The sequence below is a fragment of the Streptomyces sp. NPDC021212 genome, from assembly GCF_044332925.1.
In the GTDB taxonomy this organism is placed as follows: domain Bacteria; phylum Actinomycetota; class Actinomycetes; order Streptomycetales; family Streptomycetaceae; genus Streptomyces.
The window spans coordinates 404,318-418,128 of record NZ_JBIRPZ010000009.1; the positions used below are offsets into that span (position 1 = coordinate 404,318).

Genomic DNA, 13,811 nt, shown 5'->3' on the forward strand with positions numbered 1-13,811 from the left:
GCCGGGGCTTCTGCGGCGATGTCTGCGGATGCCGATCGGTGTGCAGTCGATCATCGCCGTCGGACTGGGAGCCCTCATCGGGGCCCTCGCACCGTCCGTCGGTGAGCAGATGAAGATCCTCGGCGATATCTTCCTCAACCTGGTGCAGGTCGTCGTTCTGCCGCTGGTCTTCCCGCTCATCGTGCTGGGCATCGCCCGCATGGAGTCGGTCAAGAAGGTCGGCCGGATCGCCGGCAAGGCCATTCTCTACTTCGAGATCGTCACCACCGTCGTCCTGCTGATCGCCGTGGGCCTCGCGAAGTTCACCGGTATCGGCAAGGGCGCCCCCGTCGGGGCCGCCAACCCCAAGGACCTGGAAAGCCTCGACCAGGGGATCGACTTCCACGAGCTGATCCTGCACGCGGTTCCGAAGAACATCTTCGCCGCCTTCAGCGAGGGCAACCTGCTCGGCGCGATCGTCTTCGCCCTGCTGGTGGGCGTGGCCATGGCCGCCATCGGCGAGAAGGCGGCCCCCTTCGCCTCGGTGCTGGACTCCGTCGCGACGGTGATGTTCAAGGTCGTCGGGTACGTCATCCGCGTCGCCCCCGTAGGCGTGCTCGGCTTCCTCTCCTACGACGTCGCCCATTACGGCTTCGGCAACCTGCGCAGCCTCATGGGCTTCATCGCCGTCGTCTACGCGGGCCTGGTCATCGTGATCGGCGTGCTGTTTCCCCTCATCGCCGCGATCTTCCGCATCCGCTACGTCGCGCTGCTGAAGTCGATCGCCAACCTGGCCGGGATCGCCTTCGTCACCCGTAGCTCCGAATCCGTACTGGCTCCCCTCATGGGCAAGTTGGAGGACTTCGGCCTCAACCGGTCGACGACCTCGTTCGTCGTGCCCCTCGGCTATTCGTTCAACACCGACGGCTCCGTCCTGTACCAGGCCGCGGGCCTGGTGTTCATCGCCAACGCCTACGGCGCCGACACCTCCCTGCCCGCCCTGCTCCTCATGGTCGGTGTGCTGGTGCTCCTCTCCAAGGGCATGGCCGGTGTGGCCTCCGCTTCCGTCGTCGTCCTCATCGCGGCCGGCAACAGCATCGGGCTGCCCGCCGAGGGCATCGCCCTGCTCCTCGGTGTGGACTTCATCGTCGACATGGCCCGCACCGGCGTGAACGTCATCGGCAACGCGCTCGCCGCCGCCGTCGTGGACAGTTCCGAGAAGCGCCGGGAGGCCAAGCACGGCACGAGCGAGGCCCCTACCGGCCCCGAACCGCAGCTCGCCCCGGCCCTCCAGAAGGACGACGCACGGTGACCGACCCGGTCGACACCACGGAGATCATCGGCATCCTCGGCGGCATGGGACCGGCGGCCACCGCCGACTTCTACGCCAAGCTGGTGTCGATGACTCCGGGCCGCAGCGACCAGGACCACCTCAAGGCGGTCATCTGGTCCGACCCCACCATCCCCGACCGCACCGACGCCCTTCTCGGCAACGGCCCCGACCCCACCCCCTGGCTCCTCAACGGCGGCCGCGTGCTGCGCGAGGCCGGTGCGACCGTCATCGCCATCCCCTGCAACACCGCGCACGCCTTCGTGCCCCGCATCGCCGACCACGTCGGCCTGCCGATCATCCACATGATCGGCGAAGTGGCCGACCACCTCACCACCCTGCGGCCGGCCGTCCGCACCGCCGGGCTGCTGGCCACGACCGGCACCGTCCGGGCGGGCCTGTACCAGGAATGGCTGGACCGCTACGGCATCCGCCTCGTGCTCCCCGACGAAGCCAGTCAGGAGGGCGAGGTCATGGCCGCCATCCGCGCCGTGAAGGCGGGCACCCTCGGCACCGCGACCGCGTCCCTGGCCCGCGCCGCACGGCAGCTGACCGAACGGGGTGCACAGGCGATCATCGCGGGATGCACCGAGATCCCCCTCGGGCTGCCCGCCGACGCCGTCGACGTCCCCCTCATCGACCCCGCCGCCATCCTGGCCCGGGCCCTCGTCCGCCGGACCCGCGCGGCGTGAGGCGGCTGAGCCGGACAGGAGGCGATGTATTGTACGCAATATGTCACTGGACAGCCCTGTCTCCCGCCGCCTCCTCAGCGATGAGGTCTTCCACCGCCTGCGCGACTCCATCGTGCGCGGTGAACTGGTCCCGGGGGAGAAGGTCAAGGACAGCGAACTCGCCGAGCGCCTCGGGCTCAGCCGCACCCCGGTGCGCGAGGCGCTGGCCCGGCTCGCCGACATCGGACTGGTCGAGGCCAAACCGGGCGTCTACACCCGCATCACCACCCTCAACCGCCGCGACGTCGAAAAGACCCTCGCCGTCCTGCGCGCCCTCGACCAGCTCGCCATAGAGACCGCCGTGCCGGTCATGACCGAGCAGGACCTGACGCACATGCGCGAGGCCAACCAGGCCTTCGAGCGCGCCGTCGCCGACAACGACACCACGGCCGCGCTCGCCGCCGACGACCGCTTCCACGCCGTCCCCATCGCGGCCGCGGACAACCCCGTGCTCAGCCGGATAGTCGAACAGGTCCACCCCCAGATCCACCGCATCCTCTACCGCAAGTTCTCCACGCTGCTCGGCGGCCGCAACACCATCGAACACCACGACCAGCTCGTCGACGTCTGCGCCACCGGCGACGCCAGTGCCGCCGCCGAACTCTCCGGCCGGCACTGGTCCGCCCTCGGCGGGCACATCAACCAGCTCTTCGACACCAACCAATTCTCGGAAGAGCCCACCTGATGAGGCTGCCCGCGAGCGGTGATGGCGGCGGCTGGGAGCCCGTCACCGCCGGTGAGTCCGGCGCCGCCGTCTTCCGTTCCGATGACGGCGCGCGGGTCCTCTTCCATCACTTCGACGGTACGGAGAACTCGCCCCTGACGACGAGACCGTGACGGATGATCCGGCAACAGTGAGACTGTGCAGCTCGGCGTTCGAGGCGGTCTGGGAGCGAGCAGTGCCACATGCGGAGTACGCGCCCCCGTGCCGGTCCTGACGGAGACTCGGCATTGCCGTCATCATCCGCTGTTGCCGAAGCGCGGCGCGCACTTGGCCGGCGGGTCGGGCCGGTATGTGTCCCGTGGCCTGATCTTCTGCCCTCGCACGGCGAACGCTGCCCTCAGCCGCCCAGAAGCCAGTGGCTCGGCCCGGACGGTTGACCAGGAAGCGCGAGTAGGAGGGGCCGACGGCCGACGCGGCGGGCTTCCCTCCCGGCCGTGTTCATTCGTGGTCGCGGACGCCCATCCGCCACTATGGGTAAAAACGTCCGTTTTGCCTGGAGGTCTTGCATGCGCCGTGACGGTTTTCCCGCCCCGGATTCCGGACTCCTCCTCACTCACTTTCTGACGGTGGCCGACGTGGCCCGATCTCGCGCCTTCTACACCGACGTTCTCGGAGGTGAGGTGGTGATCGAGGAAAATCCCTGCACCGTCAAGCTCGCCAACGGATGGATCATCATGAACCCGGGCGGCGGGCCCACCCCGGACAAGCCGGACGTCACCCTGCGCCCGCCCACCGACCCGGGCACGGTCAGCAGCTTCCTCAACCTCCGCGTCGCCGACATCGAGGCATGTCACCGAGAGTGGAGTGCGAAGGGCGCCGAATTCCTCACGCCACCCATCGACCGCAAGGCGGAGGTGCGGTGCTACTTGCGCGACCCGGACGGCTATCTCATCGAAGTCGGGCAGGCCACCGGCATGCTGCGCGGCGTCTACGCCGATCCGCCCGCCGGCACGCGCTAGATGTCCCGTCCAGGGGCCCCGCTGGTGACGCGGCGGCCGTCAGCGCTCGCCCAGCCAGATCGGGTTGGTCAGGGCGACCATCGGGCCCGGTACGCCCGACGCGCCGCCGTCCGCCGCCGAGCGGCGGATCTCGGCGCGGACGTAGGCCGCGTAGGAGGGGGTGGTCTTCCACTCGACGGTGCCGGAGCCGGAGTCGGGCAGCGTGGTGGTGTAGAGCGGGCCCTGGTCGGTGATGAAGCGGACCTGGCGGCCCGCGCCCGCGCCGGTGACCTTCAGGCGGACCGTCACCTCCGCGTCGCGGGCGACCGCCAGCCGGTCGGCGATTCCGGCGTGGTTGCCGCGGCCGTCGACCGCCTCGAAGGTGAGGTCGACCGCCGAGGACTCGGCGATCCAGCAGCGGCCGGAGCGGATGCCGTCCTGGAGGGCGGTGCGTGACAGGTCGTCGGCGAGGACGACGGTCTGGGGGAGGCCGACGGTCTGGGGCTCGCGGTGGGCGTCGCTGTGGCCGACGGCAGGCAGCCAGCGGCCGTCGCCGCGGGCGGCGGCGACCAGGGTGTTGTCCCACTCCAGGACGGTCGCCTCGTCGTCCGGGCCGAAGTCGGCGTTCCACACCTCGACCGCGTCGGCCTCGTTGAAGCCGAACTTCCAGTTGCAGCCCACGCAGGTGCCGTGCGGGTGGGCCGGGATCACCAGACCGCCCGCTTGGCGGATCTTGCGGGCGAACTGGCCGAAGCGGTTGTCCCGGGCGCGGTAGCGCCAGTCGATGAAGGTGCCCGGGGCGATGCCGAGGGCCACCACATGGCCGTTCCGGGTGGTGATCTCCTCACCGGTGATGATCAGCAGATCGTCGCCCCACAGGCCCTCGAACGCGCCGTGGCTGGAGGTGGTGTTGTGCTCGGTCGTGGTGATGAAGTCGAGCCCGGCGGCGCGGGCGGCGGCGACCAGCTCGGCGGGCGTGCGCTTGCCGTCGGAGTGCACGGTGTGCAGATGGGAGTCACCCCGGTACCAGGCCCGGCCGCGCCCCTTGGCACGCTGCGGCGGGTAGACGGGCTTCGGAGTGGTGCCGGGAGGGCCGAAGCGCAGGGTGACCGTGACCTTGTAGTCCAGGCCCTGCGGGGCGACCGTGTACGGGCCGAGGACGACATGCCAGGTGCCCGCCCGGACGGGCCCGGCGAGGTATCCGGGGGTGGCCTGCGCGGCGCTGATGGCGAACTCCGTACGGGCACCGCCCGACCAGCCGCGGAAGCCGCGCCCGCCCAGCTCCGTACCGCGCTCGTCGAAGATGCCGATGTCGCACGCGTTCCCCTGCGTGCCCGCCGGAACGGCCGGTTTGTCGTACGAGTACGACACCGCGATCTCGCGGACCCCGCCCGGCACCTCCACCGGCAGATAGACGAAGTCCGGGGAGCCGGTGGGCAGATGGCCGGTGATCGTACGGGACCGATCCTCCCCGGGGTCCGCCTCGCCGGCCTGCGCGAAGGACACCGGATCGAGCGTGAGCACACCCGCCGCGCCCGCGAGCGCGGAGAGTCTGAGTACGTCCCGTCGCTGCATGCCTGCCCCCACACTCGGATTCGTGTCACCCGCGTCTCACCGTTGTACGCGTCGATGACATCCGCGGAAAGCCCTGTGGATAACCTTGTGGCGGTGAGGGAACATACGTCCCCTCGACCCCCGGCGGCAGGAGCGCCCCCTTCATGCGCATCGCGACCACCGTCTTCCTCACCGACGAGACCGTCCGCCCCGCCTGGCTCGGGCGCGAGCTGGAGCAGCGCGGGTTCGCCGGGCTGTATCTGCCCGAGCACACCCACATCCCGGTCAGCCGCGACACCCCCGCCCCCATGGGTGAACCGCTGCCGCGCCCGTACGGCCGCACCCTCGACCCGTTCGTGGCGCTCGGCCAGGCGGCCGCCGTCACCGAGCGGCTGGGGCTCGGCACCGGCATCTGCCTGGTGGCCCAGCACGACCCGGTCGTCCTCGCCAAGAGCGTGGCCACCCTCGACTTCCTGTCCGGCGGGCGCTTCACCTTCGGCATCGGCTACGGCTGGAACGTCGAGGAGGCCGCCGACCACGGCACCGTCTGGTCCGAGCGCCGCGAACTGGTCCGCGACCGGATGGCGCTGATGCGCGCCCTGTGGACGGAGGAGCCCACGGCCCATCAGGGCCCGTACGTGTCGGTACGGGCGAGTGTCGCGTACCCCAAACCGGTGATGCGGGAGCGCCCGTCCGGCGATCCGCTCACCGGGCCGCGCACCCTGATCGGCGGGGCGGCCGGGCCGCGCCTGTTCGCGCACATCGCCGCGTACGCGGACGGCTGGCTGCCGATCGGCGGCGGCGGGCTGACGGAGACCCTCCCCGAACTGCGCCGCGTCTGGGCCGAGGCGGGCCGGGACCCGGCGGCGCTGGAGGTCGTGCCGTACGCGGTGCGCCCCTCGCCCGGCAAGCTCGCCCACTTCGCCGACCTCGGCATCGAGGAAGTCGTCGTGCAGCTTCCGCCCGGGGACGAGACGGAGATCCTGCACACGCTCGATGAGTCCGCCCAGTACCTGTAGACCGGTGGCTGTAGGCGGCACGAATATTCCCGGCACCGGCGTCGAATTGTCGTGATCAGACCCACAAAACCGCAGGCCCGGCCGGTCTGGCGGTGTCGGACACCACTCGTATGCTCGGAGGATGACCACGAGCGCGCAGGGAAATGAACCGACGCCCCCCACGGCCAACGCGATGCGCCGTGCGCTCAAGCGTGCCCGCGAGGGCGTGGCGCTGGACACCGCCGAGGCGGCGGTGCTGCTCCAGGCGCGCGGGGACGACCTGAGCGACCTCGCCGCGTCGGCCGCGCGCGTGCGGGACGCGGGTCTGGAGGCCGCGGGCCGCCCCGGGGTCATCACGTACTCGCGCAGCGTCTTCATCCCGCTCACCCGGCTGTGTCGCGACAAGTGCCACTACTGCACGTTCGCCACCGTCCCCGGCAAGCTGCGCCGCGAGGGCCACGGCATGTTCATGTCCCCCGATGAGGTGCTGGACATCGCCCGCCGTGGCGCCGAGATGGGCTGCAAGGAAGCACTGATCACGCTCGGCGACCGCCCCGAGGACCGGTGGCCCGAGGCGCGCGAGTGGCTGGAGGCCGAGGGGTACGACGACACGATCGCGTACGTACGGGCCATGGCGATCCGCATCCTGGAGGAGACCGGGCTGCTGCCACACCTCAACCCCGGCGTCATGACCTGGACGGACTTCCAGCGGCTCAAGCCCGTCGCGCCCTCCATGGGCATGATGCTGGAGACCACGTCCGAGCGGCTGTGGAGCGAGCCCGGCGGCCCGCACTACGGCTCGCCGGACAAGGAACCGGCCGTCCGGCTGCGCGTCCTGGAGGACGCGGGCCGCAGCTCCGTCCCGTTCACCAGCGGGCTGCTGATCGGCATCGGGGAGACGTACGAGGAGCGCGCCGAGTCGCTGTTCGCGCTGCGCCGCGTGTCCCGTTCGTACCACGGCGTCCAGGAGGTCATCGTCCAGAACTTCCGCGCCAAGCCGGACACGGCGATGCGCGGAATGCCGGACGCGGAGCTGGAGGATCTGCTCGCCACCGTCGCGGTCGCCCGGCACATCCTGGGCCCCTCCGGCTGCATCCAGGCGCCGCCGAACCTGGTCGACGCGGAGTACGAGCGGCTCATCGGCGCCGGTATCGACGACTGGGGCGGCGTCTCCCCGCTCACCCCGGACCACGTCAACCCCGAGCGCCCCTGGCCCCAGGTGGACGAGCTGGCCGACCGGTCGGCCGCCGCCGGGTTCGAGCTGCGGGAACGGCTCGCCGTCTACCCCGAGTTCATCCAGCGCGGGGAGCCGTGGCTGGATCCGCGGCTGCTGCCGCACGTGCGCGCGCTGGCCGACCCGGCCACCGGCCTCGCCCGCCCGGACGCCCGGCCCGCCGGGCTGCCCTGGCAGGAGCCCGACGAGGCGTTCAGCGGCTCCGGCCGCACCGATCTGCACCATACGATCGACACCGAGGGCCGCACCGGCGACCGCCGCGACGACTTCGACGAGGTGTACGGCGACTGGGAGGCGCTGCGCGAGGCCGCCGCCCCCGGCATGGTCCCGTCCCGGATCGACGCGGACGTGAAGGCCGCCCTGTCGCAGGCCGCCGACGACCCCACCCGGCTCACCGACCCCGCGGCGCTGGCCCTCCTGCACGCCGACGGGCCCGCGCTGGACGCGCTGTGTCATATTGCCGACGACCTGCGCCGCGCGGCCGTCGGTGACGACGTCACGTACATCGTCACCCGCAACATCAACTTCACCAACGTCTGCTACACCGGCTGCCGCTTCTGCGCCTTCGCGCAGCGCCGCACCGACGCCGACGCGTACACCCTCTCCCTCAGCCAGGTCGCCGACCGCGCCCAGCAGGCGTGGGACGTGGGCGCGGTCGAGGTGTGCATGCAGGGCGGCATCCACCCGGACCTGCCCGGTACGGCGTACTTTGACGTCGCCCGGGCCGTGAAGGAGCGCGTCCCCGGGATGCACGTCCACGCGTTCTCCCCGATGGAGGTCGTCAACGGCGCGACCCGCACCGGGATGTCGATCCGCGAATGGCTGACGGCGGCGCGCGAGGCCGGCCTCGACACCATCCCGGGGACGGCTGCCGAGATCCTCGACGACGAGGTGCGCTGGATCCTCACCAAGGGCAAGCTGCCGACCGCGACGTGGGTGGAGGTCATCAAGACCGCGCACGAGCTGGGCATCCGCTCGTCCTCGACGATGATGTACGGCCACGTCGACCAGCCGCGCCACTGGCTGGGCCACCTGCGGCTGCTGGCGGAGATCCAGCAGGAGACGGGCGGCTTCACCGAGTTCGTCACCCTCCCCTTCATCCACACCAACGCCCCCGTCTACCTCGCCGGCATCGCCCGCCCCGGCCCCACCACCCGCGACAACCGCGCCGTGACGGCCATGGCGCGGATCCTGCTCCACCCGCACATCCCCCATATCCAGACCAGCTGGGTCAAGCTCGGCACCGAGGGCGCGGCCGAGATGCTGCGCTCCGGAGCCAACGACCTGGGCGGCACGCTCATGGAGGAGACCATCTCCCGCATGGCGGGCTCCTCGTACGGCTCCTACCGCTCCATCCAGGACCTCATCGGCATCGCCGACCTGGCGGGCCGCCCGGCCCGCGCCCGGTCGACGACGTACGGTCCGGTCGCGGAGGAGCGGCAGAAGGCGGCCCTCGCCTCGGACGGCCACCTTCCGGAGCTGCTGCCGGTGCTGGGCGACTGAGCCCTACCGCTGCTGCCACGCCGATTCGCGCAGCAGCCGCAGCCCGTTGAGGCCGACGAGGACGGTGGAGCCCTCGTGCCCGGCGACGCCGAGCGGCAGCGGCAGCTGCCCGGCCAGGTCCCAGACGACCAGCGCGGTGATGCACACACCGGCGATGACCAGGTTCTGGACGACCAGGCGCCGGGCGGTGCGGGAGAGCCGTACGACGGCGGGCAGGGCGGCCAGTTCGTCCCGTACGACGACCGCGTCGGCCGTCTCCAGGGCCAGGTCGGAGCCCGCCCGGCCCATGGCGACGCCGGTGTGGGCGGCCGCGAGGGCGGGGGCGTCGTTCACGCCGTCCCCGACGACCATGACGTGACGCCCGGCGTCGGCCAGCTCCCGTACGGCGGTGACCTTGTCCTGCGGCAGCAGCCCGGCGCGTACGTCGTGGATGCCGGTCTCGGCGGCCAACCGGTCGGCGGCGCGCCGGTTGTCGCCGGTGAGCAGCACCGGCCGGGAGCCGGTCAGCGCCGTGAGGCCGTAGACCGCTTCCGTGGCGTCGGGGCGGAGCCGGTCGGCGAGGCCGAGCACCCCGGCCGCCTCGCCGTCCACGAGGACGACGACCGCGGTACGGCCCGCCGCCTCCACCTCGGCGACCTCTACCACTGTGGACAGCCGCGCGGGCGCCCCGACCCGCACCTCACGGCCGTCCACGGTCGCGCGGACGCCGACCCCGGGCGCGGAGCTGAACCCCTGGGCGTCCGGCAGCTGTATCCCGCGTCCCGTCGCCGCGTCCACGACGGCGCGGGCCAGGGGGTGTTCGCTGGGCCGCTCGGCCGCTGCCGCCAGCCGCAGCAGCGCGTCCTCGTCCAGCCCCGCACCGGGCAGCGGGCGCACCTCGGTCACCCGGGGCGTGCCCTCGGTGAGGGTGCCGGTCTTGTCCAGCGCGACGGCGTCCACCTGACCCAGCCGCTCCATGACGACGGCCGACTTGACCAGGACGCCATGGCGCCCGGCGTTGGCGATCGCCGACAGCAGCGGCGGCATGGTGGCCAGCACGACCGCGCACGGGGACGCGACGATCATGAAGGTCATCGCGCGCAGCAGCGTCGGCTGAAGCGCCGCGCCGAGGGCGAGCGGCACCGCGAACAGGGCGACGGTGGCGGCCACCATCACCAGCGAGTACCGCTGTTCGACCCGCTCGATGAACAGCTGCGTGGGCGCCTTCGTCTCCGACGCCTCCTCGACCAGCCGCACGATGCGGGCGATCACCGAGTCCGACGGTTCGCGTGCGACCCGTACCCGCAGCGCCCCGGTGCCGTTGACGGTCCCGGCGAACACCTCGTCCCCGGCCGCCTTGGCGACCGGCAGCGGCTCGCCCGTGATGGTGGCCTGGTCGACCTCGCTCTCCCCGTCCAGCACCCGCCCGTCGGCCCCGACCCGCTCCCCGGGCCGGACCAGGACCGTGTCCCCGACCGCCAGCGCGTCGGCGGCCACCGTCTCCTCGCCGCCGCCGGGCAGCAGCCGGGTGGCGGTCGCGGGCGCCAGGTCCAGCAGCCCGCGCACCGAGTCGGCCGTGCGCGCGGTGGCGACGGCCTCGAGGGCGCCGGAGGTGGCGAAGATGACGATCAGCAGCGCGCCGTCCAGCACCTGCCCGATGGCCGCCGCGCCGAGCGCCGCGACCACCATCAGCAGATCCACGTCCAGGGTCTTGTCCTTGAGGGCCTTCAGCCCCTCCCACCCCGGCTCCCAGCCCCCGGTGACGTACACCGCGCCGTACAGCGGCCCCCACACCCACCCGGGCGCGCCGAGCAACTCGCCCGCCAGCGCGACCAGGAACAGCACGAGCGCCGACAGCGCCCAGCGGGCCTCCGGCAGGGCGAGCACCCGGGTACGGCGGCGGGGTACGGCGGCCGGCCGGGCCGTCGGCGGCGCGGATCGGTCGATGAGCGTGGAGGTCATGGCCGCAGACGTTACCACCAACATGTGAACAAGTATTCATGCATACTGCGGTCCGTAGGATGAGCCCATGGGCCATGGAGCACAAACCCCCGCCGGCGACGCCGCCGCCCCGCGCGCCCGCCTCACCCCCGAGAACGCCCAGACGGTCGCCGCCACCCTCCAGGCCCTCGCCACCCCGTCCCGCCTGCTGATCCTGGCCCGCCTCCGCGAGGGCCCCTGCCCCGCCACCGAACTCGCCGAAGCCGTCGGCATGCAGCAGTCAGCCTGCTCCCACCAACTCCGCCTGCTCCGCAACCTCGGCCTGGTCACGGGCACCCGCCAGGGCCGCTCCGTCGTCTACACCCTCCACGACAACCACGTGGCGGAACTCCTCGACCAGGCCCTCCACCACGTCGAACACCTCCGTCTGGGCGTCACGGACTGACGCTGTCGCCTGTTGGTGGCGCACGCCGCAGGGCGTCGATCTCGTCGAGGGGATCCGGCGGTGCCGGAAAACTGGGCGCGTGCGTGGGGCAGGCGTAGACGGTATGGCCCCCGCCGCTGGCGCCGTGGCCTTCCGCGACGACGACCGGCTCGGCGGTCGGCCGCTGGCAGCGGTAGCAGACCTGAATCACCGCCGCGCCACCTCGCCCGTCCCGCATTCCGCACCGGCGGCCAGCGCCAGCGCGCCCCGCAGCAGCGCGGCATCGGTGAGGTAGCGGCCGGGCCCGACCGGGACGCGCCAATGCGTGCCGGGCCGGGCGGTCCGGTGCACGGGCGGCACCCCGATGAAGCTCGCCGCGCCGACCCCGGCCCCGAGCACCCGTACGTCCCGCACATCCCACCCCTCCGCCGTCCCCGGCCGCACCAGCCAGTACAACGGGCCGTGCCGGTCCTGGATGACGGCACCGGACTCGGGCCCGAGCAGCCGTAAGGCGTGCTCCCCGACGGCCGCGGACGCACGGACGGCGTCCCACCATCTGCCGGTCGGGAGGACGGTGATGTCGCTGCCGTTCGGCGGTGTCCATGGCCTGCTGCTCGTCGTCATGTGAGTCCCTGGTCTCTCGGTCCAAACAGCGAGTACTTCGCTGGTCATGACGTTATGAATCAGTGCATTGGGCGCAAAGGGACCGCAGGTACGGGACGATGACGGCAGGACGACCCGGCTAGGGGGGCTCATGGCGAAGGCTGACCCACTTTCCCTGACTCGCAGTCAGGGAAAGGCTGACCGGTCCCGCAGGGGGATCGTTTCCGGGTACGTCTTTCGCCTGATACGGGAGCAACTGAATCTCACCCAGGACGCACTGGCCGAACGGTTCGGGGTCTCGCTCGACACCATCGCAGGATGGGAGTGCGGGCGGCGTCCTCTCACGGCGGTGCCCGTCGGACAGATGCTCGGCCACCGCCACCGGCTGATGCAGATGGGTGCCTCCCCGCAACTTCTCCTGGCCTTCGAGCGGGCCATGCAGGCGGACGTCCTGCTGGCCGGTGTACTCGACGGTGAGGTCTCCGTTCACGAGAACCCGCTCGGCGCCTGGGTCATGCAGCGCGACTTGGTGGAAGTGCTGGCCTGGCCGCTTAACGGACAGCCGCCGACTGCCGTCCGTGAGCTCCCTGTATCGCCTCGACAGCGCAGGGGGCCGGTTCCCTCGGGCCCGGAGCTGTCCGTGGAAGACCGTGATCGCTTCTTTTCAGAGGTACGGCGTACAGCCGAGGAGGCGCGGGGTGACGAAGGCTTTTTGCTGCGCCGCCAGTCCCTTTACCTCGCGGGGTATGACGACCGCGCGAACACCGGGGACTGGCTTGCGCATCAGCAGCGCAGTACGCGCCCCTCTGATTGGCTGAGCCGCTGGCTGAACGAGCGTTCCGTGGCCGCTGTCGCAGCGCGCCAAGGTGATCGAGAGCGTATGCGCCACTTCATCAGCGCCACCCTGGGTGAGGACGACGCCAGCGAGGTGGCCAACTTGAACTACTGGGCTTACTGGATCGGAGAAACGCAACATGTCGAGCTCTCCGACCAGTTCATCGCCTCTCGCAGCCTCGGGAACTGGGTGGGAGCGCGGCTTCTGAGGCACCTTGCGCAGGGCCTCGCACCACATCACGGATACGTCGACCTGAACGTCCACACCCTCTGGTCGTTGCTCACCGCGAAGCCCGTGCTGGTGCGCTCGGGAAGTGCCGCGATCGCCCTCCGGGAACGGCTGCCAGTGATGTTGGATAGCCGGGAGCTTTCCGTACCCGCTCGCCGTGAACTCGAGAGCATCCGGTACGCGATCCGCCTCGCCGAGGCGTGAGAGGAGTTGGACAGTGGCTGACGATCTTCAGGCGGTAGCCCGCTTGCTGTACGAGGCCGGGACGCTGAAGCATGCCCGGCGGACCGGCTGGTGGATGGCCGGGGTGCGGGACCCGGAGAGCGTCGCCGAGCACGCGTGGCGCACCTCGCTGATCGCTACGGTCATCGCCCAGCTGGAGGGCGCCGATCCCGCACGGGCCGCGCTGATGGCGGTCTGGCACGACTCGCAGGAGACGCGCACCGGAGACGTCAACTACCTCGGCAAGAAGTACGCGCCCGCCGCCGACCCACAGGCGGTGACCGCCGACCAGACCGATGGCATGCCGGAAGCCCTCGCCTCCGCCGTGCGGGGATGGGTGGCCGAGTACGAAGCCAAGGAGTCACCGGAGGCGGTCTGCGCCCGGGACGCGGACAAGCTCGAATGCCTCCTCCAGGGGATCGAGTACCGGTCCCAGGGCTACGAGAACGCCCAGCGCTGGATCGACAACAGCCGCGCCCGCCTGGTGACGGAAACCGGACGTCGCCTGGCCGACGAAATGCTCGGCCAAGGCTCCCTCGACTGGCTGCGCGCCGCATTGGGCGAGAAGCCTTAGGGGGAGATGGAAGG

At 71.4% G+C, this 13,811-nt stretch carries 14 protein-coding genes; 11 read left to right on the forward strand and 3 right to left on the reverse strand.

The window, feature by feature from the left end; genetic code table 11:
* Positions 1-28: 28 nt before the first annotated feature.
* The 6 genes from ACH4SI_RS25710 to ACH4SI_RS25735 all read left to right on the forward strand — a co-directional run bounded on the left by ACH4SI_RS25710 (position 29) and on the right by ACH4SI_RS25735 (position 3,723).
* Positions 29-1,291 carry a dicarboxylate/amino acid:cation symporter gene (locus tag ACH4SI_RS25710; RefSeq protein ID WP_398299403.1) on the forward strand — a complete coding sequence of 421 codons (1,263 nt, stop codon included), beginning with the start codon at positions 29-31 and terminating at the stop codon, positions 1,289-1,291.
* Entirely contained in the window at positions 1,288-2,001 is a 714-nt protein-coding gene (locus ACH4SI_RS25715; RefSeq protein ID WP_398299405.1) for an aspartate/glutamate racemase family protein, read from the forward strand. The genes ACH4SI_RS25710 and ACH4SI_RS25715 overlap by 4 nt, the downstream gene beginning before the upstream one ends.
* A 40-nt stretch (positions 2,002-2,041) precedes the next feature.
* Positions 2,042-2,725 (forward strand): GntR family transcriptional regulator, encoded by a 684-nt coding sequence (locus ACH4SI_RS25720; protein ID WP_398299407.1) that lies wholly within the window; start codon positions 2,042-2,044, stop codon positions 2,723-2,725.
* Positions 2,725-2,877: a hypothetical protein gene (locus ACH4SI_RS25725; protein ID WP_398299409.1), complete on the forward strand. Its 153-nt coding sequence runs from the start codon at positions 2,725-2,727 to the stop codon at positions 2,875-2,877. The genes ACH4SI_RS25720 and ACH4SI_RS25725 overlap by 1 nt, the downstream gene beginning before the upstream one ends.
* A 17-nt stretch (positions 2,878-2,894) precedes the next feature.
* Positions 2,895-2,978 (forward strand): hypothetical protein, encoded by an 84-nt coding sequence (locus ACH4SI_RS25730; protein ID WP_398299510.1) that lies wholly within the window; start codon positions 2,895-2,897, stop codon positions 2,976-2,978.
* Between the two features lie 292 nt (positions 2,979-3,270).
* A complete protein-coding gene (locus ACH4SI_RS25735; RefSeq protein WP_398299411.1) occupies positions 3,271-3,723 on the forward strand; it encodes a VOC family protein in 453 nt (150 codons plus the stop codon).
* Between the two features lie 39 nt (positions 3,724-3,762).
* Here the strand turns inward: ACH4SI_RS25735 and ACH4SI_RS25740 are convergent, their stop codons facing one another.
* Positions 3,763-5,277 carry a CehA/McbA family metallohydrolase gene (locus ACH4SI_RS25740; protein WP_398299413.1) on the reverse strand — a complete coding sequence of 505 codons (1,515 nt, stop codon included), beginning with the start codon at positions 5,275-5,277 and terminating at the stop codon, positions 3,763-3,765.
* A gap of 143 nt (positions 5,278-5,420) precedes the next feature.
* Here ACH4SI_RS25740 and ACH4SI_RS25745 point away from each other — a divergent pair, with 143 nt between their 5' ends.
* Together ACH4SI_RS25745 and ACH4SI_RS25750 are read left to right on the forward strand one after the other, a co-directional pair.
* Positions 5,421-6,275 carry an LLM class F420-dependent oxidoreductase gene (locus tag ACH4SI_RS25745; RefSeq protein WP_398299415.1) on the forward strand — a complete coding sequence of 285 codons (855 nt, stop codon included), beginning with the start codon at positions 5,421-5,423 and terminating at the stop codon, positions 6,273-6,275.
* Between the two features lie 121 nt (positions 6,276-6,396).
* On the forward strand, positions 6,397-8,991 hold the full coding sequence (locus ACH4SI_RS25750) for a bifunctional FO biosynthesis protein CofGH (RefSeq protein WP_398299417.1): 2,595 nt from the start codon (positions 6,397-6,399) through the stop codon (positions 8,989-8,991).
* A 3-nt stretch (positions 8,992-8,994) separates the two neighbouring features.
* Here ACH4SI_RS25750 and ACH4SI_RS25755 read toward each other — a convergent pair whose 3' ends face one another.
* On the reverse strand, positions 8,995-10,932 hold the full coding sequence (locus ACH4SI_RS25755) for a heavy metal translocating P-type ATPase (RefSeq protein WP_398299419.1): 1,938 nt from the start codon (positions 10,930-10,932) through the stop codon (positions 8,995-8,997).
* Positions 10,933-10,999: 67 nt separating this feature from the next.
* Between ACH4SI_RS25755 and ACH4SI_RS25760 the strand changes: the two genes are divergently transcribed.
* Positions 11,000-11,356 (forward strand): ArsR/SmtB family transcription factor, encoded by a 357-nt coding sequence (locus ACH4SI_RS25760; RefSeq protein WP_398299421.1) that lies wholly within the window; start codon positions 11,000-11,002, stop codon positions 11,354-11,356.
* Positions 11,357-11,542: 186 nt separating this feature from the next.
* On the opposite strand, the gene ACH4SI_RS25765 is transcribed toward ACH4SI_RS25760, so the two are convergent.
* Complete coding sequence (locus ACH4SI_RS25765) at positions 11,543-11,959, reverse strand: hypothetical protein (protein ID WP_398299423.1); 417 nt, start codon at positions 11,957-11,959, stop codon at positions 11,543-11,545.
* 130 nt (positions 11,960-12,089) lie between these two features.
* Between ACH4SI_RS25765 and ACH4SI_RS25770 the strand changes: the two genes are divergently transcribed.
* The gene (locus ACH4SI_RS25770) at positions 12,090-13,205 is read left to right on the forward strand and encodes a helix-turn-helix domain-containing protein (RefSeq protein ID WP_398299425.1); all 1,116 of its coding nucleotides are present in this window, start codon (positions 12,090-12,092) and stop codon (positions 13,203-13,205) included.
* A 13-nt stretch (positions 13,206-13,218) separates the two neighbouring features.
* On the forward strand, positions 13,219-13,797 hold the full coding sequence (locus tag ACH4SI_RS25775) for an HD family hydrolase (protein ID WP_398299427.1): 579 nt from the start codon (positions 13,219-13,221) through the stop codon (positions 13,795-13,797).
* The last annotated feature ends 14 nt before the right edge of the window (positions 13,798-13,811 follow it).

Excerpts from the sequence above, each read along its gene's own strand:
- ACH4SI_RS25740 (WP_398299413.1), bottom strand. The coding sequence starts at position 5,277 with ATGCAGCGACGGGACGTACTCAGACTCTCCGCGCTCGCGGGCGCGGCG.
- ACH4SI_RS25770 (WP_398299425.1), top strand. The coding sequence starts at position 12,090 with ATGGCGAAGGCTGACCCACTTTCCCTGACTCGCAGTCAGGGAAAGGCT.
- ACH4SI_RS25760 (WP_398299421.1), top strand. The coding sequence starts at position 11,000 with ATGGGCCATGGAGCACAAACCCCCGCCGGCGACGCCGCCGCCCCGCGC.
- ACH4SI_RS25745 (WP_398299415.1), top strand. The coding sequence starts at position 5,421 with ATGCGCATCGCGACCACCGTCTTCCTCACCGACGAGACCGTCCGCCCC.
- ACH4SI_RS25720 (WP_398299407.1), top strand. The coding sequence starts at position 2,042 with ATGTCACTGGACAGCCCTGTCTCCCGCCGCCTCCTCAGCGATGAGGTC.
- ACH4SI_RS25725 (WP_398299409.1), top strand. The coding sequence starts at position 2,725 with ATGAGGCTGCCCGCGAGCGGTGATGGCGGCGGCTGGGAGCCCGTCACC.
- ACH4SI_RS25750 (WP_398299417.1), top strand. The coding sequence starts at position 6,397 with ATGACCACGAGCGCGCAGGGAAATGAACCGACGCCCCCCACGGCCAAC.
- ACH4SI_RS25765 (WP_398299423.1), bottom strand. The coding sequence starts at position 11,959 with ATGACGACGAGCAGCAGGCCATGGACACCGCCGAACGGCAGCGACATC.
- ACH4SI_RS25755 (WP_398299419.1), bottom strand. The coding sequence starts at position 10,932 with ATGACCTCCACGCTCATCGACCGATCCGCGCCGCCGACGGCCCGGCCG.
- ACH4SI_RS25735 (WP_398299411.1), top strand. The coding sequence starts at position 3,271 with ATGCGCCGTGACGGTTTTCCCGCCCCGGATTCCGGACTCCTCCTCACT.
- ACH4SI_RS25710 (WP_398299403.1), top strand. The coding sequence starts at position 29 with ATGCCGATCGGTGTGCAGTCGATCATCGCCGTCGGACTGGGAGCCCTC.